Source organism: Candidatus Dadabacteria bacterium (genome assembly GCA_026705445.1).
GTDB lineage: Bacteria > Desulfobacterota_D > UBA1144 > Nemesobacterales > Nemesobacteraceae > Nemesobacter.
Genome location: JAPPAR010000011.1, coordinates 124,292 through 148,038, shown reverse-complemented (window position 1 = coordinate 148,038; position 23,747 = coordinate 124,292). Strand labels below are relative to the sequence as shown.

Annotated in this window: 26 protein-coding genes; 10 read left to right on the top strand and 16 right to left on the bottom strand. The window is 51.2% G+C overall.

Features of this window, described 5'->3' with window-relative positions; translation table 11 throughout:
- Positions 1-243: 243 nt before the first annotated feature.
- Positions 244-1,194, top strand: a complete 951-nt coding sequence (locus tag OXG75_02425; GenBank protein MCY3624847.1) for a cobalamin-binding protein — start codon at positions 244-246, stop codon at positions 1,192-1,194.
- 199 nt (positions 1,195-1,393) lie between these two features.
- Here the strand turns inward: OXG75_02425 and OXG75_02420 are convergent, their stop codons facing one another.
- The gene (locus OXG75_02420; GenBank protein MCY3624846.1) at positions 1,394-1,642 is read right to left on the bottom strand and encodes a hypothetical protein; all 249 of its coding nucleotides are present in this window, start codon (positions 1,640-1,642) and stop codon (positions 1,394-1,396) included.
- A 108-nt stretch (positions 1,643-1,750) separates the two neighbouring features.
- Here OXG75_02420 and OXG75_02415 point away from each other — a divergent pair, with 108 nt between their 5' ends.
- The 3 genes from OXG75_02415 to OXG75_02405 all read left to right on the top strand — a co-directional run bounded on the left by OXG75_02415 (position 1,751) and on the right by OXG75_02405 (position 4,204).
- Positions 1,751-2,209: a hypothetical protein gene (locus OXG75_02415; GenBank protein ID MCY3624845.1), complete on the top strand. Its 459-nt coding sequence runs from the start codon at positions 1,751-1,753 to the stop codon at positions 2,207-2,209.
- Positions 2,210-2,265: 56 nt separating this feature from the next.
- A complete protein-coding gene (locus OXG75_02410; GenBank protein ID MCY3624844.1) occupies positions 2,266-3,243 on the top strand; it encodes a ketoacyl-ACP synthase III in 978 nt (325 codons plus the stop codon).
- Between the two features lie 67 nt (positions 3,244-3,310).
- Positions 3,311-4,204 (top strand): AEC family transporter, encoded by an 894-nt coding sequence (locus OXG75_02405; protein ID MCY3624843.1) that lies wholly within the window; start codon positions 3,311-3,313, stop codon positions 4,202-4,204.
- Between the two features lie 4 nt (positions 4,205-4,208).
- On the opposite strand, the gene rpmB is transcribed toward OXG75_02405, so the two are convergent.
- The 8 genes from rpmB to OXG75_02365 form a co-directional block, all read right to left on the bottom strand.
- On the bottom strand, positions 4,209-4,451 hold the full coding sequence (rpmB, locus tag OXG75_02400; protein MCY3624842.1) for a 50S ribosomal protein L28: 243 nt from the start codon (positions 4,449-4,451) through the stop codon (positions 4,209-4,211).
- A 15-nt stretch (positions 4,452-4,466) separates the two neighbouring features.
- Complete coding sequence (gene rpmG / locus OXG75_02395; protein ID MCY3624841.1) at positions 4,467-4,628, bottom strand: 50S ribosomal protein L33; 162 nt, start codon at positions 4,626-4,628, stop codon at positions 4,467-4,469.
- An 80-nt stretch (positions 4,629-4,708) separates the two neighbouring features.
- Positions 4,709-5,095: a MerC domain-containing protein gene (locus tag OXG75_02390; GenBank protein MCY3624840.1), complete on the bottom strand. Its 387-nt coding sequence runs from the start codon at positions 5,093-5,095 to the stop codon at positions 4,709-4,711.
- A gap of 7 nt (positions 5,096-5,102) precedes the next feature.
- Positions 5,103-5,549, bottom strand: coding sequence for a Fur family transcriptional regulator (locus OXG75_02385; protein ID MCY3624839.1), 447 nt, complete (start codon positions 5,547-5,549; stop codon positions 5,103-5,105).
- A 138-nt stretch (positions 5,550-5,687) separates the two neighbouring features.
- Positions 5,688-6,449 carry an SDR family NAD(P)-dependent oxidoreductase gene (locus tag OXG75_02380; GenBank protein ID MCY3624838.1) on the bottom strand — a complete coding sequence of 254 codons (762 nt, stop codon included), beginning with the start codon at positions 6,447-6,449 and terminating at the stop codon, positions 5,688-5,690.
- Between the two features lie 40 nt (positions 6,450-6,489).
- Positions 6,490-7,566 (bottom strand): sodium ion-translocating decarboxylase subunit beta, encoded by a 1,077-nt coding sequence (locus OXG75_02375; protein ID MCY3624837.1) that lies wholly within the window; start codon positions 7,564-7,566, stop codon positions 6,490-6,492.
- 226 nt (positions 7,567-7,792) lie between these two features.
- The gene (locus OXG75_02370; GenBank protein ID MCY3624836.1) at positions 7,793-9,610 is read right to left on the bottom strand and encodes a biotin/lipoyl-binding protein; all 1,818 of its coding nucleotides are present in this window, start codon (positions 9,608-9,610) and stop codon (positions 7,793-7,795) included.
- Between the two features lie 26 nt (positions 9,611-9,636).
- Positions 9,637-9,861, bottom strand: coding sequence for an OadG family transporter subunit (locus OXG75_02365; GenBank protein MCY3624835.1), 225 nt, complete (start codon positions 9,859-9,861; stop codon positions 9,637-9,639).
- 161 nt (positions 9,862-10,022) lie between these two features.
- Here OXG75_02365 and rpmH point away from each other — a divergent pair, with 161 nt between their 5' ends.
- The 3 genes from rpmH to yidD are packed head-to-tail and all read left to right on the top strand — an operon-like array spanning position 10,023 to position 10,764.
- Positions 10,023-10,172, top strand: a complete 150-nt coding sequence (gene rpmH / locus OXG75_02360; GenBank protein MCY3624834.1) for a 50S ribosomal protein L34 — start codon at positions 10,023-10,025, stop codon at positions 10,170-10,172.
- Positions 10,160-10,519 (top strand): ribonuclease P protein component, encoded by a 360-nt coding sequence (gene rnpA, locus OXG75_02355; protein ID MCY3624833.1) that lies wholly within the window; start codon positions 10,160-10,162, stop codon positions 10,517-10,519. The genes rpmH and rnpA overlap by 13 nt, the downstream gene beginning before the upstream one ends.
- Entirely contained in the window at positions 10,516-10,764 is a 249-nt protein-coding gene (yidD, locus tag OXG75_02350; protein ID MCY3624832.1) for a membrane protein insertion efficiency factor YidD, read from the top strand. Before rnpA ends, yidD begins: the two co-directional genes overlap by 4 nt.
- Before the next feature lie 86 nt (positions 10,765-10,850).
- Here the strand turns inward: yidD and OXG75_02345 are convergent, their stop codons facing one another.
- On the bottom strand, positions 10,851-11,561 hold the full coding sequence (locus OXG75_02345; GenBank protein MCY3624831.1) for a hypothetical protein: 711 nt from the start codon (positions 11,559-11,561) through the stop codon (positions 10,851-10,853).
- 395 nt (positions 11,562-11,956) lie between these two features.
- Between OXG75_02345 and yidC the strand changes: the two genes are divergently transcribed.
- Entirely contained in the window at positions 11,957-13,627 is a 1,671-nt protein-coding gene (yidC, locus tag OXG75_02340) for a membrane protein insertase YidC (GenBank protein ID MCY3624830.1), read from the top strand.
- A 10-nt stretch (positions 13,628-13,637) separates the two neighbouring features.
- Positions 13,638-14,288 carry a Jag N-terminal domain-containing protein gene (locus OXG75_02335; GenBank protein ID MCY3624829.1) on the top strand — a complete coding sequence of 217 codons (651 nt, stop codon included), beginning with the start codon at positions 13,638-13,640 and terminating at the stop codon, positions 14,286-14,288.
- Between the two features lie 2 nt (positions 14,289-14,290).
- On the opposite strand, the gene OXG75_02330 is transcribed toward OXG75_02335, so the two are convergent.
- Positions 14,291-14,755 (bottom strand): nucleoside deaminase, encoded by a 465-nt coding sequence (locus tag OXG75_02330; GenBank protein MCY3624828.1) that lies wholly within the window; start codon positions 14,753-14,755, stop codon positions 14,291-14,293.
- A gap of 20 nt (positions 14,756-14,775) precedes the next feature.
- Positions 14,776-16,497 (bottom strand): AMP-binding protein, encoded by a 1,722-nt coding sequence (locus tag OXG75_02325; protein MCY3624827.1) that lies wholly within the window; start codon positions 16,495-16,497, stop codon positions 14,776-14,778.
- Positions 16,498-16,656: 159 nt separating this feature from the next.
- Here OXG75_02325 and OXG75_02320 point away from each other — a divergent pair, with 159 nt between their 5' ends.
- Positions 16,657-17,619 carry a sodium:calcium antiporter gene (locus OXG75_02320; protein MCY3624826.1) on the top strand — a complete coding sequence of 321 codons (963 nt, stop codon included), beginning with the start codon at positions 16,657-16,659 and terminating at the stop codon, positions 17,617-17,619.
- Here OXG75_02320 and OXG75_02315 read toward each other — a convergent pair.
- From OXG75_02315 to trpE, 4 genes are all read right to left on the bottom strand, one after another.
- The gene (locus OXG75_02315) at positions 17,608-19,326 is read right to left on the bottom strand and encodes an AMP-binding protein (GenBank protein MCY3624825.1); all 1,719 of its coding nucleotides are present in this window, start codon (positions 19,324-19,326) and stop codon (positions 17,608-17,610) included. The two genes, OXG75_02320 and OXG75_02315, sit on opposite strands and share 12 nt — an antisense overlap.
- A 250-nt stretch (positions 19,327-19,576) precedes the next feature.
- Entirely contained in the window at positions 19,577-21,352 is a 1,776-nt protein-coding gene (locus tag OXG75_02310; protein MCY3624824.1) for a monovalent cation:proton antiporter-2 (CPA2) family protein, read from the bottom strand.
- A gap of 272 nt (positions 21,353-21,624) precedes the next feature.
- A complete protein-coding gene (locus OXG75_02305) occupies positions 21,625-22,194 on the bottom strand; it encodes an aminodeoxychorismate/anthranilate synthase component II (GenBank protein MCY3624823.1) in 570 nt (189 codons plus the stop codon).
- A 20-nt stretch (positions 22,195-22,214) separates the two neighbouring features.
- Positions 22,215-23,702, bottom strand: a complete 1,488-nt coding sequence (gene trpE / locus OXG75_02300) for an anthranilate synthase component I (GenBank protein MCY3624822.1) — start codon at positions 23,700-23,702, stop codon at positions 22,215-22,217.
- Positions 23,703-23,747 lie beyond the last annotated feature (45 nt).

Below are 23,747 nucleotides of genomic sequence, written 5' to 3'. Positions count from 1 at the left end.
GGATTCTAGCTTGCTATTCTACATCAGAAAAAAACGGTTTGCAAATTTCCCGGTACGTGTACACTGGCACGTTGCAAGCCGGAATCTCTCCATTCGGACAGATAAACCCAGCGTTAAACCCCGCAGAATCCCATTCAGCGGGCATATAGATAGCTATCCCTTGCCCTGTATGGACATACTCAGTTAAGCAACTGCCTCACAGCGGTTCTGGAGTACGCTCCGGCAGACTGTATAATAAGCTCCATGAGAATATGTTCGCTTCTTCCGAGTTCAACTGAGATAGTGTTTGCCCTCGGGCTTGAGGATGATCTGGTTGCTGTAACCCACGAATGCGACTATCCGCCCGGTGTTCGCGGAAAACCCGTGGTCGTAAACAGCGTTCTCGAAGGGAAGGAAAAACCCTCAAGTGCTCAAATAGACGAAGTTATAAGCAGAAGCCGCGCCGAGGGAAAAAGCGTATACCTGATAGACTCAGAGCGCCTCAGGGAGATAAAGCCGGACCTTATCATAACCCAGGGGCTTTGCGATGTATGCGCCGTGGCGGAAAACGAGGTGACGGAGGTATGCGAAGTTCTTGAGAACAGCCCCGAAATAATTTCTCTTGATCCTGCAACCGTAGGGGAAATAATAGACTCTATTCTGCTTCTCGGAGAAATCACCGGAACCGCGGAGAGGGCCACGACCCTGGCAGACAGTCTTAACAGAAGAATCGAGGCTGTCGAGAAGAAACTCCTAAATGAAAGATGCCGCCCCGGGGTCTTCTGCCTTGAGTGGCTTGAGCCTCCTTACGCGGCAGGACACTGGGTGCCGGAGATGGTAAAGATAGCGGGAGGAGAACCGCTGATCTCAAAGGTGGGAGAACCTTCGTTCAAGACAACCTGGGATGAAATACTCGAATCATCGCCTGACTATCTGATCCTGATGCCCTGCGGATTCGACATAGAGGAAACGCTTGACAGAATAGAGGAAGTGACCGGCGGGGTAAGGCAGTGGCACGCTCTGCGCGCAGTAAAAAAAGGTCATTGCTACATAGTGGACGCCAACTCTTACTTCAGCAGATCATCCCCAAGGGTTGTTGACGGAATTGAACTGCTGGCGGGGATAATACACTCCGATATATTCCCGCAACGACCGAAGGATAATTCAGTGCTGAACGTGAAAAATCATTTCTACCTTCAGACCTTTCTCGGCTAAGAGTTCGGAGCCTGAAAAAGGTCCGCTTCAGGCGGGGCAGCATCGGAATCTGAAGAAACTTCCATTCGACATAACAAACAGTCCCATGGTCAAAAACACTGAACTGCCGGGAGTGCAACCCACACATACTCACGCAACGACCGAGGGCAAGCCCGGTTCTAAACGTGAAAAATCATTTCCATCTGCAGGCTTTTTTCGGTTATTGCGGGGCCTGGAAGGGATCCGCATCTCCTGAGGGGGCTGCGGGAGCTGCGGCGCTAGCCTCCTGAGGCGCTCCCTGGGCGGACTGAAAAGGATCCGCATCGCTCTGGGGCTCCTGGGGTTCAGGCGGAGCGGGTGGTTCGGCAGCCTGCTGCCCACCTCCTCCTCCTTCGTTTAACATAAGGACTATCCCTATGATAAGAATTACGATAGCTAACAGCACTAACTCATTGCCTTGTATTGTCATGAGACTATCTATCCTCCTGATACTCTTTATACTACTATGCCAAGCCCACGAACCTGAGTCCGCAAAAACCTTAATCCTACATTTAATGATACTGATTCATGAAACAATATGTCAAGCATCTTTTCAACGCCTCAAACAACATATGACACGCTTGAGCAGGATACAGAACTGCAGATAGCGCTCTCGCAGATTCTCTACGGCTGCGTACCGCACGCAACGGGAGAAGAGTGCGTGATGATTTTCAAGGAAAGCCCGGAAAAAGTCGCCGTGCTTGGTGATATCCGGGGAATATCAACTCGGTTTTTTGAGGTTGAAAAAGAAGAATTTCCCTCAGTCGCCATGGAAATAAGGATAACGACGGGCAAGAACCTGAAACTGAAGTACGAATACTTTTTCCTCACTGAGTCTTCGGAAGAGGTTTTTTTTCTCTCCACCCTAGCAAGACTCGGGGTATTCTCCCTTATTTTTCTCTGCGACGATGCGCATTGCGCGATCACGGCGGAGATGACCCAAGGGGAGATAGAGCCGCTTAAAAGTATCGTTACCGCGCACACGCAGGCTGGTTGACAAAATCAGGGCTTTAAACTATTATTGCGCTAACCCCTTTGGAGAGAAAATCCGAGTTGAACTATGCCAAGATAATAGGAACCGGTTCTTCGGTTCCCGAGGCCGTACTTTCCAATTCAGATCTGGAGAAGATGGTCGATACTTCCGATGAGTGGATAACATCCAGAACTGGCATAAAGGAACGGAGAATCGCGGATAAAAACACTGCCGCCTCCGATGTTGCCTATGGAGCCGCCGAAAAAGCGCTGAGGGCGGCCGGCGTAAGCCCGCAGCAGCTCGACGTGATCATAGTCGGAACCATAACCCCGGATTTCATCTTTCCCTCAACCGGCTGCATTCTCCAGAGCCGCCTCGGAGCGAAAAAAGCTTATGCATTCGATCTCATGGCCGGCTGCTCGGGCTTTCTCTACGCACTTCACGTCGCCGAGGGAATAATAAAGTCGGGCGGCGCGGAGAAAATTCTCGCCATAGGAGTGGACGTTCTCTCGAAAGTCACCGACTTTGAGGATCGCTCAACCTGCATACTTTTCGGTGACGGGGCGGGCGCGGCGGTTCTCACCGCTTCGGACGAACCTGGAATTCTCTCCTCCATCCTCAGTTCGGACGGAAACGACTGGGACCTTCTCTATGTCCCGGCGGGAGGCTCGAGAACGCCGATTGACGAGGAAGTGCTAAAGAGCAGAGAGCAGTACATAAAAATGAAAGGAAACGACGTTTTCAAAGTCGCGGTCAAGAGCATGGAGTCTGTAACCGTGGACGCCATCGCCAAGGCAAACGTCTCTCCCAAGGACATTGATCTCTTCGTCCCGCACCAGGCGAACTACAGAATTCTTGAAGCCGTTAGAAAAAGGCTTGACTTCCCGGAGGAAAAAGTGTTCGCGAACCTCGACAAATACGGGAATACCTCAGGGGCATCCATTCCGCTAGCCCTTGACGAGGCGGTTCGCCAGGGAAATGTTGGAGAAGGAAGCCTTGTGCTGTTCGCGGCTTTCGGAGCCGGTTTTACCTGGGGCGCTTCGGTGGTAAAATTCTGATCTCCCTCCATGGGGCCGCATCGGGCTGAAGTGTGCGGCCTGTTTTCTTCGCGGAAAAACGCACAACATGACTCTTTCCTCCATCCCAGAACTTGCAAACATCGTCCTGCCGGCGTTTCTTGTAATCGCTGCCGGGTTTCTCTTCAGCAGAACGAAAAAAATAGACATATCCTCGATCAACGATCTCGTGGTTTACGTGACCACGCCGTGTCTGATAATCTCGTCTCTCTCGGATTTCACGATGAACCCGTCTGTGACGGCGAAGCTGTTTCTCTCGATATCGGCGGTCGTTTTCTCTACCATAATAATCGGCGGGGCGCTCACGAAAGCGCTTCGGCTTGACTCGAGGGTATATCTTCCCCCAGTGGTTTTTGCGAACACGGGAAACCTGGGTCTGCCCCTTTGTCTTTTCGCATTCGGACAGTACGGGTTCAACATCGCGATACTCTGCGTAGTTTCGACCATGCTGCTTCACTACACGGTGGGAATCCTGATTCTCGGCTCCGAGAGGAATCATTTGCGCGAGATATTCAGGCTTCCCCTTATATATGCCACCGTAGCCGGAATAATCATAAATTCGGTCGGCATTCAGATCCCTGTGGTTATCGAGAGGCCCGTAGCCCTTCTCGGGGATATCACCATACCCGCCATGCTCTTCTCCCTCGGATACAAACTCTCCGAGATGAAGATTTCAAGACTCTGGCTTTCCTTTTTCTTCGGCTCCGCCAGAATATTTCTCGGCGTAATTCTCGGAGCGCTGTTTGTAAACATATTCGGTCTTAAGGGAGTGGAGGCGAAAGTGGTTATCCTTGAGTGCGCAATGCCTCCCGCGGTTTTTAACTTCGTGCTCGCGGAGAAATACGGCACGGACTCCGGGACGGTCGCGTCAATCATAGTGGCCGGAACGGCGGTTTCACTTCTGGTTCTTCCTTTCGTTATTTCGTATCTGGTAAATTACTGAGAAATCAGCGGGTGATGTCTCTCAGGGTAAGCCCCTCGTCTCTCAGGTAAGGCATGAGGCCTTTTTTGGTGATCGTTCTAAGCGCGCGGGCGGAAATCCTTACCCTCACGTACCTGTCTAGCTCGGGAACGTAGATTCTCTTCCAGTGCAGGTTCGGATTCTGGCGTCTTTTAACGTGGTTGTTCGCGTGGGAGACATTGTTTCCGAAAAGGGGCTTTTTTCCTGTTATAGCGCAACGACGTGCCATGGGTATATCCTCTGACTACTTGGTCTCCTTAAAGACGACATGCTTTCTTATCACCGGGTCGTACTTTTTCAGTTCAAGGCGGTCCGGAGTATTCATCTTGTTTTTCTTCGTGTAATAGATGTAAGGACTCTCGGTGCTTTTCATCTTGACAAGTACTCTGTTTAACGACTTTCCCATTGCAACCCCCGAAAAAGTGAATGGTTATTATCCACGAAAAAAAACTGTTTTCAAGAAAAAATTTTAAATTTGTTTGGGAATCAGTGGTCGCAGCAGTATTTCCTGCAAAGCCTGAAATTGCGCAGGTGGCCGGAAATCATGATAAAAGCGCCGATAAGAGTAAGAATCGATTCTACGTAGCCCGTAGCGGCGAAAGCTCCGACTAGGAGAAAATAGAGTCCCACGCCCCCCAGCATGATCACGCTGAAATCCTTATGGCGTCTGCAGCCGAGAAACATGGCGATCACGCTTGCTGGAATGACCAGAAAAAGCATCATCTCGTGAAAAATCTCTTCGAACACAAATGTCGAACCCACGACCGGGAACAGTATGAGAGCTACCGGCGTAAAAAAACAGTGGATGGCGCAGATGCCCGCAAGGGATATCGAAGTGTAATCGGTGAGTCTCTGAATTCTTATCTGGTTCATCGTATTGTTAAGCCGCCTCCGCACACTTAACGCACTGGCCGAAAAGCTGTACGAAATGATCCTTTACCCGAAACCCCTGCTCTCTTACCGAAGCGTAATCAAAACTCTCCACCGGACACTCGGGAAAATCGAAAACCCCCTTGCACTCAACGCACACCATATGATGAACATGCTCGCCATGGGAGAACGCGTAACCGCGACTGCCGTCGGGAAAATGAAGGCGCTTCACGATGCCCAGATCCTCGAACATCTCAAGGGTCCTGTAGATGGTGGCAAGCCCCGTCGTGCCGAGCATATTCTTCACCCCGTCGTGTATTTCACCGACCGAAAGCGATTTTCCGCTCGTGTGAAGAACATGAACGACGGCCAGGCGCTGGGCGGTGGACTTGAGTCCATTTTCCCGCAGAATCTCCCTTGCATACGATTCCTGAGCACATTCAAAATCTTTTGTCATGAGAATTATCAAATGAGAATAATTTTCAATTAATCCTTATTCTAATCAGTTGTTGGGAGTCGTCAAGGGAAAAAACCGAAACTGAAAAGACACAAACCCGGAGCAGAAAGAACGTTTTTCGGGGACGGTACCAAGTGATTACTTGGCTATAACACCGCCGTCGACTGAAAGCATTGAGCCCGTGTTGAACATGACCTTGTCATCGCAGAGAAACAGAACCGCTTCAGCTATTTCGTAGGGGTCGGCCAGCCGCCCCATGGGGTGAAGAGACTCCATGAAAGCCTGGGCCGCCTCGGCATCTTCTGCTCTCTCAAGATAGGAGTCAAACATCGGAGTCCAGACCCCGCCGGGACAGACAGCGTTTATCCTGAGTCCCTTGTCCGCGTACTCAAGGGCCATGCTTCTTGTTAACTGAACAAGGGCCCCCTTAGAGGCCGAGTAGGCCGAAAGTCCCGCGAAACCCTTTAACCCGACAACAGAAGAGTTGTTGACGATAAAGCCCCTGCCCGCAGAGATCATGTGAGGAATAGCGTATTTGCACATCATGAATGCTCCCTTCACGTTTATATCGAATATCTCCTGGAACCTTGGGGTCTCGACTTCGTGAAGGGGGCAGGAAAAAATTATGCCGGCGTTGTTAAAAAGAATGTCAACCTTTCCGTGCTCGCGAAAAGCGGTCTCCACGGTGGCCGCGCAGTCGCTCTCGACTGAAACGTCACAGACCTTGTATTCTATAGAAAGCCCCTCTTCCTCCGCCCTGTCACACAGTTCTTTCAGCTTCTCTTCCCTTCTTCCGGCAATCAGAACCCTGGCTCCGTTTCGCGCCAGCAAAAGCGCAGTTGCCTCCCCGATTCCGGTTCCCCCTCCTGTAATAATCGCCGAGCGTCCTTTAAATCTCATAGAAGATTCCGCAAAAACATCCTTTGTAGCAGATCAGAAATTACTGGAAAACCGCAAGCAGCACTCCTGCCGCTACGGCCGAACCCACAACCCCGGCCACGTTAGGACCCATGGCATGCATCAGAAGCACGTTCTGGGGATCTTCCCTGGCCCCCATATCCTGAGAGACGCGAGCAGCCATCGGAACCGCCGAAACCCCCGCCGAACCGATCAGGGGATTGACCTTGGTTTCTGAGAGAACATTCATAAGCTTGGCCATTAAAATCCCGGAGGCCGTGCCTATGCAGAAGGCAACGATCCCCAGAAGAAGTATTCCAAGAGTCTCAAGGGAGAGAAACTCGGAGGCCAGAAGCTGCGAGCCGACTCCGAGGCCGAGAAATATCGTAACTATGTTGATAAGCGCGTTTCTCGTCGTATCCGAGAGCCGGTCGACCACCCCGCACTCCCTCATCAGGTTCCCGAAAGCGAAAAATCCTATCAGAGGCGCCGCGGACGGAAGAAAAAGGAGGCAGAGGGTAAGAGCAATCAGCGGAAACATTATTTTTTCTCTTTTCGCCACCGGACGAAGCTGGCTCATCCTTATTTTTCTCTCTTCAGGGGACGTGAGAGCTTTCATTATCGGGGGCTGGATTATCGGCACGAGAGCCATGTAGGAATACGCGGCGACCGAGACCGCACCGAGAAGCCTGGGGGAGAGCTGCGAAGAAATGTAAATAGAGGTCGGTCCGTCCGCTGACCCTATTATTCCTATCGACGCCGCGTCTTTTAGGGAAAAATCGATCCCGGGCACGTACTGGGCAAGTACAAGCGCGCCGAGCAATGTCGAGAAAATGCCGAACTGCGCAGCGCCTCCCAGAAGAACTGTCTTCGGGTTGGCCAGAAGCGGGCCGAAATCGGTAAGCGCCCCCACTCCCATGAATATCAGAAGAGGGAAAATACCGGTCTTTATGCCGACATCATACACGTAGTAAAGCACCCCGCCGGGCTCGTTTATCCCCGCAAGCGGAATGTTGGCCAGTATGCACCCGAAAGCTATGGTAACCAGGAGAAGAGGTTCGAATTTCTTCGCAATCCCCAGGTAGAGAAGAAGAAATCCTACCAGGATCATCAGAAACATCCCGAACCCGTTAACCCAGGAAATTGCGTTGCCATGGATAAACCCGTAGATGCCTGTACTGGTAGCCACGTTTTTCAGAAGCTGGGAAAAAGACGCAAGCTCCCCGGTCTGCTCCGCGGCTGCAGTCCCCCCGTTCACCGTTTCACCAAGACAGTCCGGGACACCCGCAAACATCCCGAGGGAAAACGCAAGAACTGCGAAAACAAGTATGAAATTTCTCATGTTCTCAAGAGGGAAGGATGGTCAGAATAAGCTGACCGGCTTCGACGACCTGTCCCTGTTCAACTTCGATGGACACCACTTCCCCGTCGCACGGAGAGGCAACAGGAGTTTCCATCTTCATGGCTTCAAGCATGATCAGCGTCTGATTCTCCTTTATCTTCTCCCCAGTGCCGACCAGCACCCTGTAAATGTTGCCGGGCACGCTCGCCGTAACGGCAACAACATCGGGAGAATCCTCGTCCATCGCGGAGGATGCCTTAGGCGCGGGAGCTTCAGTTACCGAAGCAACCTCCGAGCTTCCTTCCTTCACGGTTACGTTATAGTTCCTCCCGTCAACCGTAATCACGAAGTTCTCCCCGGTGCCGGAAACCTTAGACGCTGTGCTCGTGCCGAGACCGCGTGTCTGCTGAGGCTGCTCTTCAGGCTTGTCTTTTCTTACGTTGACGCTGAAATTCCCCTTGAGGAAGTCAAGGCCCTTGTTTCCGCCCTGGGTCTGAAGCGCTCCGACTATGAATATGTTCTCATCGGTGACGGGAAGTCCTTCTTTTTCGAGAATCTCGGTTGCCTTTGGAATGCCGGGCTCGAGTATGTCGAGCGGGTCGCCTTCAAAGCGGGGCTTGCCCATCTGCTCTTCCGCTATCGCCACGACTTCGGGATCCGGCTCGACTGGCGTGCGTCCGAAGTAGCCGAGCACCATGTTCCCGTAACCGTCGGTGATCTTTTTCCAGGTCCCCTGAGTGACGTTTGCGTAGGCCTGCTGGAAATAGAACTGGGAAACCGGGGTAACCGATGTCCCGAATCCTCCCTTCGCAACACATTCGCTCATAGCCTCGATCACCTGCGGGTAGAGATCGAGGGTGCCCGTGTCTCTCATCATCATGGTGTTTGCGGTAAGCGCTCCGCCGGGCATCGGAGAGAGGAGAACTTCGGAAGAAACCCGAAGAGCTTCAGGAGGAAAATAGTAGCCGGACATGCATTCCTTAAACACGGAATTTGCCTCGAGAACCTTGTTTATGTCCACATCCAAGGTGTATTCCGTCCCCTTAAGGGCGTTCCACATGGATATAAGGTCGGGCTGGGAAGTTCCTCCTGAAACGGGGGCTCTGGCGACGCAGATCCCGTCGCACCCGCCGTTTATGGCGGCCATGTACTGATTGACTCCCTGGGCGGCCGTCTCATGGGTGTGCACCCAGAGGATTACATTTTCTCCTACAAGCTCCCTCGCGGCCTTCAGGGTCTCGTAAATCTTCTGGGGATTCGAGGTTCCCGAAGCGTCCTTGAAGCATATGGAATCATAGGGAAGCCCTGAATCGAGTATTTTTCTCAATCTGTCTATATAAAAGTCTACGTCGTGGGCTCCTTTGCAGCCCGGAGGAAGCTCCATGAGCGTCACAACGGCCTGGTGGTGCAGACCCGCGTTTTTTATGCACTGACCCGAGTACTCAAGATTTCTTACGTCGTTTAAGGCGTCAAAGTTCCTTATGTGAGTTATGCCGTGCTTTTTGAACATCCTCGCGTGAAGATCTATCATGTCCTTGGGCTGCTGGGAGAGGGCAACAACATTGATTCCCCTTGCAAGCGTCTGCAGGTTGGCATCCGGCCCCGCCGCCTCGCGGAAGCGGTCCATCATATCAAAAGCGGATTCCCCGCAGTAAAGAAACAGGCTCTGGAACCTGGCTCCGCCGCCAGCTTCGAAGTGGGTTACTCCGGCTTCCCTGGCGGCTTCGACCGCAGGGATGAAGTCTTCTGTAAGCACCCTCGCACCGAAAACGGACTGAAACCCGTCGCGAAAGGATGTATCCTGAAACAAGATTTTCTTCATAAGTAAGATCCTGAGGCTTTCAAAATCTAGCCGTCGCCGGCATGCTTCGCCCTGTAGGCTGCAACTGCTGCGGCTATGACCGGAATGACGTCCTTTCTGGATTTTTTGGACGCCCCGGAATCCGAGGGCGCACGCGCGTCGCTGTCTTTAAAAAGCTTCGCGGACAGCATAACGCTCAGCATCAGGACAAGGAGGAAAACAAATACTATGGTCATACCAATGACCATGAGTTTTACGCCTTCAAGGATCATAATGGACGAAGAATCTCAAAAACCGTTTAATTTGATGGGTATCAATTATTTACAAGAACTCGTTTATTGTCAATCTGCTGTGAAACCTCGAGTGTCGTACGCACGCCGGGAATTTCTGAGCTTGACCTTCAAATCCTTACGTGTTATTCTGACCCCCCACTATGAAAAGGACTTATCAACCGCACGTAAAAAAGAGGCTCAGAACACACGGCTTCCGCGCAAGACTGAGCACGAGGGGAGGCAGGAGCGTACTCAAGAGAAGAACTGCCAAGGGAAGATACGTTCTCACGGTTGGGAGATGGAAAAAGTAGCGTTCGAGCAAGACAGCTCGTTTCCCGCAAAATTCAAAGTAAAAGCATCCCGCGATTTTCGCAACATACTCTCAGAAGGCACTAAAACCCACTCGAAAAACTTCATACTCTACGCAAAGCCCAACTCACTCGGGTTTCCCCGCCTGGGAGTGTCCGTGGGCAAAAAAGCGTCGGCAAGCGCCGTCAGGAGAAACAGGATGAAAAGGGTGCTGAGGGAGGTTTTCAGAAAAAACAAGCCGGAGTTTTGCTCAAATGACGTTGTATTCATAATAAAAAACGACGTGTCGGGCAAGAAATTCTCTGAACTCCGCTCGGAAATAAGGAAACTCGCAGACAGCCTCAAATGAAAGAAAAACTCCCGGTCAAGTTCCTCGTTTTTCTGGTAAAGCTCTACCAGAAGACAGTTTCTCCCCTGCTTCCCTCCACCTGCAGGTTTCACCCCAGCTGCTCGGCGTATTCAATCGAAGCGCTTAGAGAACACGGAGCCGTGGCGGGAACCTGGATGACCATAAGGAGAATACTGCGATGTCATCCCCTGAGCGCCGGGGGATACGATCCCGTAGCAAAGAAAAGTGATGAGGGTAAGAAGTGAATCGGTTTCGGGAAAGCGCGTTCATTTATTGCAGGACAGGATATGACGCTGGCCAGGCAAACAGGGGTCCGGACAGTTGCAGAATTTCAGAGGCCCAGCCCGAATCCGGGTGACCACGTGTAGCCGAGGTGGACTGCCCACTCGGAAACTTCGAATTCTAAACCGACCACCGACGGGACGAGTTCCGTTCCGCTTGGGCTTTCGTGGCTTAAGTCATATCTTGAATAGGTCGTCCTCAGGTCAAGCCGGCTCTTTTCGTTGCCGATTTCTATACCGCCACCGAAAACCCATGGCGTCACGGAAAAATCCCTGCGGGCCTTGGAATCAATAAACGTCTGACCGTCCGACAGCACACCTGTGGCAGTGGTTTCAATCTCTACGTCAAGACGCCTCACTCCGGCGAGCGCATAGACCGAACCGCCCAAAAAACCCGCTTCCCCGGAAGAGTAACCGAGTTTGACGCTGAATCCCGCATCGCGGTTCTTGTTGAGGGACCAGTTGCCGGGAAACACGTCGCTGTCGGGGTTTCCAGGAGTCGTGGTGCCCTCTATTGAACCCTTTATTGGACTGTCAGGCCTGAGAGCCAAGTCGATTTCCCCTGAAAAATAAAGGCCGCCTGAGAGGTTCCAGCGATGCCCCAAAACGGCCTTGAAGGAACTTATCACCCCCTGGCCGGAATCGCCATCCCGGTTTGTCACGGATGCGGCATCGGGAGGGTTGAGGGTTATTGATTTCCCGTAGTCCACGTCGGCGTACTCAACGCCGACCGCCCCTCCAAAGTAAAAACCCTGGGCCAAGGCCGGATCTGCCGGTAAGCGGAACAAGGCGAAAAACAGTAGAAAAACCGTGAACACGGCCCATTTTATACTATCTGAAGACGTTATACCTGAGAGCATGGAATTTCCCTGTCCCATAGTATAACAACAGCGGAGTCGACCTTCAATCGATGACAGAATCCGCAACGCCGCGGGGAGGGCGGTGAAAATCAGATTTTCGGGATTCACGAAAAGCGGGATAAAAACTGTCTGTTGCTATCGGAGCTTATCGTGTATCATTGCTTCCATAATTTTTTACTCTTTGGTTTCCTGCTACATGCCAGAACCACGCACAGAAAACGGGAGCAGTCTCACAGGTGCCTCGCGAAAATCACGATAGCGCCCCACATCCTCAATAAAGCTCTAAGAAACGACACATGAACAGCGACATCAAGAGAAACTACATTCTATTTCTGGTACTATCGGTATTGGTAATCGTCGCCTACTCGGCGTTTTTCGCGAAAGCCCCCGAGGAAAAGCAGCCCGCAAAAACAGATCGGCCCGCATCGGCTCCCGCCACTGCAGGGGATCTTTCCGGAGAAACAGGCTCCCCGCAGGAACTTTCCGCGGAATTTGAACCGATAAAATCTTCCTACGCTTCCAAGATCATAAAAGTCAGATCCGACCTTTATGTTGCCGAGATAGATACCCTCGGAGGAAAAATTGCCGGCTGGGAGCTTCTGGAATATAACAAGACGGTCAATACGGACTCGGTACCTGTCGCGGTAATAGATGAAGAGAAAAAATCGTTTGACACCGTACTTAGAGTCAGAAACAAAAAAATGCCGGAACTTATCCCGTTTTCCTACAAGGGAGGCACGGATTTGGTAGTGGGTCCCGAGGGGCTTGACGTCAATCTGGTCTGGAGAAAACCCGATGGGCTTGCGGTACGTAAAACCATCTCCTTTTACCCCGGGAAATACTTTATCAGGGAGAACCTCGAAATACTCAACGGAACGCGTGGACAGATAAGCCAGAAAGTCTACGTCGGCTGGGAAAATACGGTATACGAGAGCGGTTCAAGCAGTCTCTACGAGTTTATCTCAATGGTCGGCGGCGAGGTCAAGCGGACAAAGAAACCCTTTAAGGAAACCAAGGCGTACAATGGAGAAACGAACTGGCTCGGTTTCGGCGACAAGTACTTTCTCAGCGCATTTCTGCCGGAAATAGGGGGAGACCGGGGAGTCTATCTGCAGCCCCTTGATGAGAAAGGTCTTGCCGGGGCAAGTTTTTCCTATCCGGAGCAGAAAATAGCATCTGGGAAAAGCTACAAGGTCGGGTGGAAATCGTATTTCGGTCCGAAAAATGAACCGGACCTCAAGGAAGCCGGGTACAACCTTGAGAAATCTATTGACTACGGCTATGCGGGAGTGCTTACCAAGATCGCCGTCGTGCTGCTTAAGTTCGTCAACGACTTTTTCAGCAACTACGGAATCTCCATAATAGTGCTTACGATTGCTCTCAGGGTGATATTCTTCCCCCTTACCGTGAAAAGCATGAAATCCATGAAAGCCATACAGAACAAAATGAAGAGTCTGAAACCTGAAATCGACGCTCTCAAGGAAAAATACAAGGACGACAAATCGACACAGCAAGCAGAAATGATGAAGCTTTACACAAGCAACAACATAAACCCGCTCAGCAGCCTCGGAGGATGCCTTCCGCTGCTCATACAGCTTCCCGTTTTCATAGCTCTTTATTTCGCGCTTTTGTATTCGATAGATCTAAGACACAGCTCGTTTCTCTGGGTAAACGATCTCTCCCAGCCCGAACATCTGTTTGACGTGATGGGGATACCTTTTCGGGTGCTGCCCCTTTTGATGGGTGTCTCGTGGTTTTTCTCGCAGAGACTCACACCCATGAGTGCTCCGGGAAGCGAGACGATGGAACTGCAGATGAAGCTCATGCAGTTTATGCCTATAATTTTTACCGTAATGTTCTGGGGTCTGCCTTCCGGTCTTATACTTTACTGGACCGTAAGTAACATTCTCTCCGTCGGTCAGCAACTATACATCAATCGACAGGTCCCGGATCCGGAAGGAGGATAACAATAAAACAATGGCCATCGCAATAGAAAAAGAAGGGAAAACAATTTCCGAAGCCGTAGTGAACGCCTGCGAGGAACTCGGAGTCTCAAAAGACGAAGTGGAAATCGAAGTTATAAGAGAAGACTCCAAGGGGGTTCTGGGCATAGGAAGCAAAAACGCCATAGTGAGGGTGGAAATAAAAACTGGCGGATTGAGCGAAAAGGCGTTTCGGGCAAAAAAAACTCTTGAGACCCTCCTGGGTTTTCTGTTTCCAGCCCCGCAGAGCGTAAAGGCCGAAGAGACTGAAAACAGGATAATACTCGAAGTCTGGCCCGTTAAAGACAAGAAATTCCTCATAGGAAGAAACGGGGAAGTAATAAAGTCCCTTGAGTACATAGTGGGAAAAATAGCTTCGAGAAACAGCAACGAGGGGAAAAACAAGAGAGTCGCCATAAACATCGGCGGGCACGACGGAAAGAAAAAGGATACCGATGTGCCGAGAAAAGTTGCGGAGACCGTGCAGAAAGTAAAAGAAAGCGGAAATTCTCACTCAATCGAGCGGCTTTCATCCTACGAAAGGAAAATGGCCTACATAGAACTCAAGAAGCAAGAGGACATAAAATACGAGACGGTTCCAAGCAAGGGTAACTCGAAAAAAATCGTCGTTAGCCCTCAGGCCTGAGTTCAGGAATCCCGAAGCGTTTTGAAAAAATCCTCAAGAATGCGGGCACACCGCTCACCGCAGACTCCCCCCGAGAATTCCACGCGGTGATTGAGTTCCCCTCCCGCACCGATTCCGAAGTTGCTTACAAGCGCCCCGCCCTTGGGATCGGGAGCGCCGAACACGACCCTGTCTATTCTCGCGTTGATTATGGCTCCCATGCACATGGCGCAGGGCTCAAGGGTAACGTAGATAGAAGTGCCGGAAAGTCTCCAGTTTCCGATAACTTCGCACGCACGGCGTATAGCCAGAATTTCGGCGTGGGCGGTAGCGTCCGAAGCTGATTCCCTCAGGTTGTGGGCGGCTGAAATTACGGTGCCTCCCCCATCAACTATGACCGCCCCTACCGGAACCTCACCTTCTGAAGCGGCCCGCTCGGCCTCCCCGATAGCCAAGGCCATAATGATTTCATCGGACTGCCCCGTCACGGATAAAAGGAAAATCTAATCTACTTTCTGGCGCTGAACTTGAGGCCCGTCTCGTTTCTGTCCCAGGTATTCTCGGTGATTTCCTTTATCTCGGCGACCTTGACCTTCTGGGTCGCGGTTACCGGGAATCCATCCTCGTAAACCTCTATGAACCTGGGCACCATGGCCACTATTACCCTCTCGGCCATCCATTTGGAGAACTCAATCGGATCAAATTCCTCGCCCGCCTTGAGCGTAACGCAGAGCTTGATCTCGTCATCCGAAACGTTCGGGAGCCTTATACCGACCGCAATGGCTTCCTGAATCGCGGGATATTGCATCGCCTCGTCCCCGACGGCTACCGGATCCACGTTTTCGCCTGAAACCCTGATGCGGCTGAACCTTCCGACAAAATAGTATCTCCCATCGATACCTCTAGCGAAGAGATCGTCCGAATTGAAGAAGCCGTCATCGTCGAAGGCCTCTCTGGTTCTTCTCTCATCCTTGAAATATTCATTCAGGGTCGTATGCGGAACAAGCGGCTTTACGAAAAGAAGCCCCTTGGCGTCGTCGGGAGGAGTAATGTCGTCGGTAGAGTCCCAGAACGGTCTTACCACCGTATCAATGTCTTCGGGATTTCTGAGCTCGACGTAATATCCCTCCATGGGGAAACCGGATGAACCCGGGCGGTGATCCTCGGGATCTTTCCAGAGAACCATGCCCATCTCGGTCGAACCGTATCCGTCTATTACCCTGACTCCGAACCTTTCCTGGAACTCCTTCAAGTTCCTCGGAGCCGGGGAGCCCAGCATTATCCTTATGTTGTGCTTCTGATCCCACTCGCTCTCAGGCGCGGCCCAGAGGTACTCGGCTACCGCTCCCAGCATGTTAACGCATGTAGCGCCGCACCCGGCCGCCCATTTCCAGAAATTGGAAGCTGAGAACCTGGGGAAAAACACGGCAGTCCCACCGGACGCCATGGCGCTGAAAAGGCACATTACCTGCGCGTTGGCGTGACCGAGTGAAAGTATGCTCATGAGCACGTCGTCGCTCCTTATTCCCTGCTGCTGCAGATAAGAACGGACTGTCATGATTACTCCTCCGTGGTCTCTGGCAACCCCTTTCGGCATCCCCGTGGTACCGGACGTGAACATACATCTCTCCATGTCGGCAGTGGTAACGTCCACCCCGGGATTAGTATCGTCATAACTATCAAATTCTGAAAAAGGAAGCGCCTTTATGCCTCCGATTTTTTCAGGTGGATTGTCAACCGTCACGAAAACTGCTTCAAGATGCTCCAGACTGTCGCCGATTTCCTCTATGAAAGGAATGCTCCCCTCGTCGATAATGAGGGCTCTCATGTCCGAGTAGTTGATTACGTAAGCGAGTCTTTCCCCCTTCTCGTCCTTGTTTACCGGAACCTGCACACCGCCGCACTTGTGTATGGCGATAATAGATATCACGTGCTCGGAACAGTTGAGCATGTACATGCCGACCTTGTCCCCTTTATTTATTCCGAACCCTTGGGCAAGACCGTTTGCCACCCTGTTGGCCCACGCGTTGGTTTCCGCATAAGTGTAGCTCTCCACGATGTTTCCGTCTCTGTCTCCGACCTTGAACATTGCCTTGTCGGGAAACATCTCGGCACCCTTCTCAAGATTTGTGGTTATCGGCTGCCAGAGTGAAGTGTCTTCGAATTTACCGAAGGGAAGATCTCCGCTTCCCAGATATACGCCATCGCGCGGTTTGAATAATAATTGCATTTACTGTAACCTCCTGAACAGTCTTATAGCATTTGGAAATGAAAAAAACACCCGGACTATTATAGGTTAATCGGTGTCTCATTGCAAACCCCGTTTTTTTCCGGTTCCTGAAAAAAATCTCTGGCCGACCGCATACGGCCTGAAATCCGCTTCTGATATATGGAATTTTTGAACCTGCTGATTTTTGCCGTGAGTTTCGTTCTTCTGTGGAAGGGGGCCCGCCTTCTCGTTAGAGGCGCTTCCGGGGTTGCTGCGTTCACCGGCATGGGCACCTTTTTTGCGGGACTTATCGTGGTTGCGTTTGGAACGTCCGTTCCCGAATTCATAGTTTCCTTGGTGGCAGTGATAGAGGGTTCAAGCGACATAGCGGTCGGGAATATGGTCGGAAGCAATATCGCCAACACCGGGCTTATTTTCGGCCTGACGGTTCTTATAAGTCCAATAGTGATAAGCAGAGAAGCGTGGAGAGAGCAGTGGCTTCCGCTTGTTTTTATGGGGCTTATGACTTTTGCCGCTTTCGGCCTCAGCCTCACGGAATTCTCTCTCGAAAGAGGTGAAGGAGTGCTGCTGTTTCTCCTGCTTGGCGTCCTTTTGGTTATCCCCTACGGAAAATCCACAGAAGAAAACGAGGCTTTTCCCGTATCGCCAGATGACGGCGGGTGGAAGATCCTTCTTTACGTAGTCTCGGGTTCAGTGCTTCTGGCTGTCAGCGCCCATCTTTTGGTTAGCAGTGCAATAGATATCGCCGAACAGCTCGGAATAAGCGAACTTTTCATAGGGGTCGTGGCAGTTGCCTTCGGAACTTCACTTCCGGAACTTGCCGCTTCGCTCGGGGCCGCGTGGAGAAAAGAGCAGAATATAGTCGTTGGCAACATAATAGGGAGCAATTTCTTTAATCTCGGATATTTGGGTCTCGTCGCGGTTATCCGACCCATAGAGATAAACCGGGATATGTTCGGATACGCGTCCGAATTCGCATTTCTTATCCTGCTTACAGTTCTTTTCGTATTACTAATTGGAAAAACCCAGATTAGCAAAAACAGGATCGGAAAAAAGAAGGGTGCTCTTCTTCTTGTAGTTTACGCGGCGTTTCTCTACTTTATCTCAGGCTCACTTTCTTGACCTGAGCTTGAGCCCGCTTTCGTGCCTGTCCCATGTGGAACCGGATATGTTTTTAAGCTCCGAAACCGCGATTTTCTGGGTCGAGGTGAGAGGATATTCCTCGTAGACTTCAATGAACCTTGGAACCATGGCCACCATCACCTTCTCGGCCATCCACTCGCAGAATTCCACGGGGTCGAAATCCACCCCTTCCTTAAGTATCAGGTTGAGTTTGATTTCGTCATCCGATATGTCGGGCAGTCTAATGCCTACGGCCACCGCCTCCCGAACTGAAGGATGTTCCTCGGAGACATCGGCCACCGCTACAGGATCAACGTTCTCTCCCGACACGCGTATCCTGCTGTAGCGGCCCATGAAGTAGTATCTCCCGTCGGTTCCCACGGCAAACAGGTCATCCGAATTGAAAAAACCCTGGTCGTCAAAAGCGTTTTTCGTTCTTCTCTCGTCCTTGAAATATTCATCGAGGGTAGTGTGCGGAACCAAGGGCTTTATGAAAAGAAGCCCTTTTTCCTCCTCGGCGGGAGCGGGGTTCTTGTCCACGTCCCAAAGTCTGTCTATTATCTCGTCTGTGTTCAGGGGATCTCTTATCTCAAGGTGGTACCCCTCGACGGGAAATCCGCATGAACCCGGCTTTTCATCCTCGGGATCTTTCCAGAGCGGCATCCCCATCTCAGTAGATCCGTAGCCTTCAACTATCTTCGTGTTGAATCTTTCCTCGAACTCGCGAAGCTTTTTAGGCGCAGGCCCTGAAAGCATCATCCTTATCCCATGCTTTGAATCCCACTCTGACAGCGGAGAAGCCCATATGTATTCTGGCACCGCTCCCAGCATGTTCGCACCGGTCGCACCGCAGCCCGCCGCCCACTTCCAGAAATTGGAGGCGGAGAACCTCGGGAAGAAAACGGCTGAACCTCCAACCGCTATCGAGACAAAAAGGCACATCACCTGGGCGTTTGCGTGTCCCAGGGAAAGAACCGTCATCAAGACGTCCTCGCTTCTTAGCCCCTGCTGCTGTATGAAGGAGCGAACCGTCATGATCACCCCTCCGTGATCGCGGATAACACCTTTGGGCATGCCCGTGGTGCCGGAAGTGAACATGCACCTTTCCTTGTCGGCAATCGTCACGTCGACTCCCGGGTTTTCGGATGAGTATTGATCAAAAGTGGAAAAAGGAAGTGCTCTTATTCCCCCTATATCCGCCGGAGCATCCTCCGATACAAGAAAGATTGCCTCAAGGTTCTCAAGCTTGTCCGCTATTTCAGTTATGTAGGGAAGGCTCTGGGTGTCGACCACGAGCACCCGCATCTCGGAGTAGTTTATTACGTAAGCCAGCCTATCGCCCTTTTCATCCTTGTTTATCGGGACCTGAACGGCGCCCGATTTGTGCGCGGCAATAATCGATATGACGTACTCTGAACAGTTGAGCATGTACATGCCGACCTTGTTCCCTTTTTTTATTCCGAACTCCCCGACAAGACCGTTTGCCACCCTGTTCGCCCAAGCGTTGGTTTCCCCGTAACTGCAGCTTTCAGCTACGTTGCCGTCTGAATCCCCGAGGCTGAACATCGTTTTTTCTGGGTATGACTCAGCCCCTGCCTCAAGGTATCTGGTTATTGGAAGCCACTTGTCGGTGTCGTCTAAGGGGCCGTTTGGAAGAGTTCCTTTCCCTATGTATTTTTCGTCTCTCGGACGCAAAGGCAGTTTCATTTTTTTCCTCTCGGGTATTTCAGTCTCAGAATACAAATCGGAACTTTTGACGGTTCCTAACCATTGTCTATTCTGAGCATCCTAGTTTACCTGAAAAACAATTGACCGGAGCTTGATATCCACACGCTTGCGGCCTAACGGGTTATTGTGCGTTCTCTTTAAACTGACAAAAAACGCTGTTCAAAGGACTTCCGCTTAATTTTGCACAATTTAAATCGGCTAGTATGGCCGGGTTCGTAAAAAAGACTAATCACGTTTTCTTTTCGACGCGCAGACTGGTTTTTTTATCTTCCTTGAACAATTCCTTTAGTTCCTGCGTCGTATCAAACACATCTTCAGGAAACCCGGCTTTATCGTGATAAACCGCCATCTGGCTATTCAGCGTTTGGGTATCATGTTCCTGAAAAGCTTGAATTATCTCCGCTGCATCGGACTGGGGTAACCCCAGATGCTCAAGCAGTCGGGTTGAAAGAGCAAGACTTGAAAGCAGAGTCTCGCGAATCACGTAGGTCACTCCAAGCTCGCGGAGCTTTATTTCGTGAAAACGATTCCTAGCACGCGCCATGATTTTAAGGTTCGGAAAGGAGTTAGATACCTGATTGACTATTTTCAGAGACGATTCGACATCGTCGATCGCCACGACGATCGCAGGAGCTCGGTCAATATGAGCGGATATCAGAACCCGCAGGTTCGATGCGTTGCCATAGTATGTCTCGCTTGCAAACTGACGAACGAAGTCAACCCTCTTGGGATCGAGTTCAATCACCGTGAATGGAATTTTAAGTATGGTCAGTATTCGGGCTACTGTCTGGCCGAACGGACCAAAACCTACGATGATAACGGAATTTTGCGATCCATGAGTTTCCTCTAAGGGCACAGGCGTGCTGTCCTTTTCGGCGCCGAACCGGGAACCGAGCGCAACAAGAAAAGGTGTTGCCGCCATTGACAACGTTACCACCAAAACAGCGATATCGACAACGAATTGATCTACAAGCTGCGCCGAAACGCCTATGGTAAACAGAATAAAGGCAAACTCCCCGCCCTGGGAAAGAACAAGTCCCGTCCGCACCGCTTCATCGTGCTTAAGACCCTGCAATCTGGCAAGCGGGTATATAACGAGCGATTTTACGACCATGAGAACCGCAGTGAGTCCGACGATCAAAAGCGGCTTGCTGATCAACAAGCCCAGGTTGGCCGACATGCCGACCGCAATGAAGAAAAGACCCACAAGCAGCCCCTTAAAGGGCATTACGTCCGCTTCAAGCTGGTGGCGATACTCAGAATCGGCAACCATAACGCCCGCCACGAAAGCCCCGAGCCCCATTGAAAAACCGATGCTGTGCATCGCCAAGGCGGCACCTGTCACAAGCGTAAGCGCGGCGGCCGTGAAAAGTTCATGAATTCCCGTGGAGGCAACAAAACGCAGGGCGGGGCGAAGCGTAAACCGAGCAACCACAAATCCAGCCGCAACAGCGATAAGAAGCAGCAAATTCAACGACACCGAATCCCCGGGCTTAGAAGACAAGATGCCTATTAAGGCTATCGCGGGGATAACAGCAATATCCTGCATAAGCAGCGTGCCGAAAGCCGCACGTCCATGGGGCCTGTTGAATTCCCTGTGCTCCCCGAGCCACTGCACGACAAATGCCGTGCTTGAAAGAGCAAGAGAGAACCCGATCAGCATTGACGCAGACGTTCCCATCCCCAGCAATATGAAGCAGAACACCGCAATGACGACTGAAGTGATAAGGATCTGGGTTATACCCAGCCCGAAGAGAAATCTCCGCATGGTCCAGAGACGATGCGGACGAAGTTCGAGACCGATGAGAAACATCAACAAAACGATTCCGAACTCAGCGAAGTGCAGAACTTCCGTTGCATTGCCCACAAGCCCGAACACGCCTGGACCGATCAGCAATCCAACAAGCAGATAGCCAAGCACGCTGCTCAATCCGAACTTGCGGCAAACAGGAACAACGACAATCGTCGCCAGCAGAAAAATGAAAGCTTCAACCAGAAGGCCCATTCGACCTCCTGCGAAACGGATTCGAATCCTGCTCTCTTAAAACTTCTCTTTGTTTAACCAACTCAGACATGGCTTAACAGACTCAACTCCTTCAGAACTTTGCGCTCACACTGAAATGTGGGCAAGTAAAAACAGACCGTAAACCGCTTTTTCGGTTCAGGACCGCATTTGGGGAAAAAGCTGGCCAAAACGCTGTCCTATGCTCTAAATATGTTAATAAGTCGAAAGGGGTTCTCAAGCAGGAAAAAAGAAACGGGAAAACCGTATCGGCTTTACCCATAGCAGTCGATAAAGTTTCTTAGAAGATCCTTCCCGCACTCAGTAAGTATGGACTCGGGGTGGAACTGAACGCCCTCAACGGGAAATTCTCTGTGCCTTATCCCCATGATTTCACCCTCCTTGGTCCAAGCGGAAATTTCGAAGTCGGACGGAAGGGATGCCTCTTCCACCAGAAGTGAATGGTATCTCGTAGCTTCAAAGGGATTCGGAATATCCTTATAGATGGTTTTTCCGTCGTGGAGGATCGGGGAAGTTTTCCCGTGCAGAAGCCTGTCTGCCCGGACTATGTTCGCCCCGTATGCATAGCCCACCGCCTGGTGACCCAGGCAAACGCCGAGAATGGGTTTTTTCCCGACATACCTTTTTATTATGTCGACCGAAAGCCCCGCCTCTTTGGGAGTGCAGGGCCCGGGAGAGATTATGATTATGTCGGGATCAAGATCATCCACGAAACCGAAATCAAGACTGTCGTTTCTCCTCACCTCGATCTGCTGACCGAGTTCCCCCAGGTAGTGGACCAAGTTGTAGGTAAAGGAATCGTAATTATCAATCATCAGAATCATTTTCCTCTTGCTACCGGTCATCAGAGTCCGTCCTCCGCGAGCTCAACCGATTTCACCAACGCCTTTACCTTGTTAACTGTTTCCTGGTACTCGGTTTCGGGATCCGAGTCTGCCACTATGCCGGCCCCCGCCTGTATGTAGATTTTACCGTCTTTTATCACAAACGTTCTTATGGTTATGCAACTGTCCATGTTGCCCGAAAAACTGAAGTAGCAGACGCATCCCCCGTATGCCCCTCTCGTCGTCGGCTCGGTTTCCTCGATTATCTCCATTGCCCTTACCTTCGGCGCTCCGGAAAGAGTGCCTGCGGGAAAAGTCGCCTTTATGACATCAAAGGCATCCGCTCCCTCGGCAATCAGGGCCGTCACGTTCGAAACTATATGCATCACGTGGGAATATCTCTCCACGATCATGAAATCGTCCACTTTGACCGAGCCCGTGTTGGAAACTCTTCCCAGATCGTTTCTCGCGAGATCAACGAGCATTATGTGCTCGGCCCTCTCCTTGGGATCCGCAATGAGTTCGGCCGCGAGGCCTTCGTCCTCGGAGACGGTTTTTCCTCTCGGCCGCGTTCCGGCTATCGGACGGCTAGAGATTCTTTCCCCCTCGACCCTCACCATCACCTCTGGAGAAGATCCGGTGAGTATCTCATCACCCATCCTCAGAAAAAACATGTACGGAGAAGGATTTAGTATCCTGAGCGCCCTGTAGAGATCGAAAGGATCGACCCTCAGGTCCGTCTTCCATCTCTGGGATATCACTGCCTGTATTATGTCCCCTGATTTTATGTACTCCTTGGTCCTGAGAACCGCATCTTTGAAGTGTGCGGGTTCGAAATTGGATTCGATCTTGAATTTTTCCTCGCCAACATCTTGAGGAATACCGTTGGTAAACTTTTCGCTAAGCGAATTTCTAAGCCTGCTTTTATGCTCGGCTATTTTCGCAAGGGACTTTTCGTACTCCTCCCTCGCATTTTTAACGTCGGGAACATAGGCATTTGAGATGATCTTTATCTTGCTCGTAACGTTATCAAATGCCAAAACGGTATCCATTACCATGTAAACGGAGTCCCAGACCTTTAGCTCATCAGGGGAAGTATCGGGAATATCCTCTATAAATCTGATTATGTCGTAACCGAAGTAACCGACCGCTCCGCCGTGAAATCTCGGAAGCTCCTTCGAAGAAACCGGCCTGTATCGTGAAAGCAGGTCCCGCAACGCCAGAATCGGGTCGCCCGTGAACGTTTCGGTTTCCCCGTCCGAGTACATTATCTCGATGCTTTGGCCCTTCGAGCGGAATACCACCGAGGGTTCCGTGCCCAGAAAGCTGTAGCGCGCCCACTTGTCTCCGCCCTCCACACTTTCGAATAGAAAGGAGTAACCGGGCGAGTCTATCTTCCTGAAAACCGAAACCGGAGTGTCGTAATCGGCCAGAACTTCCTCCCACACGGGTACGAGATTCCCGTGTTCGAGGTTCTCTAGAAACTGTTCGTAGGGGGGTGAAACCATGGAAGGAAATGATAAGACTCGAAAAACTAAAGTCAAGAAGAACGC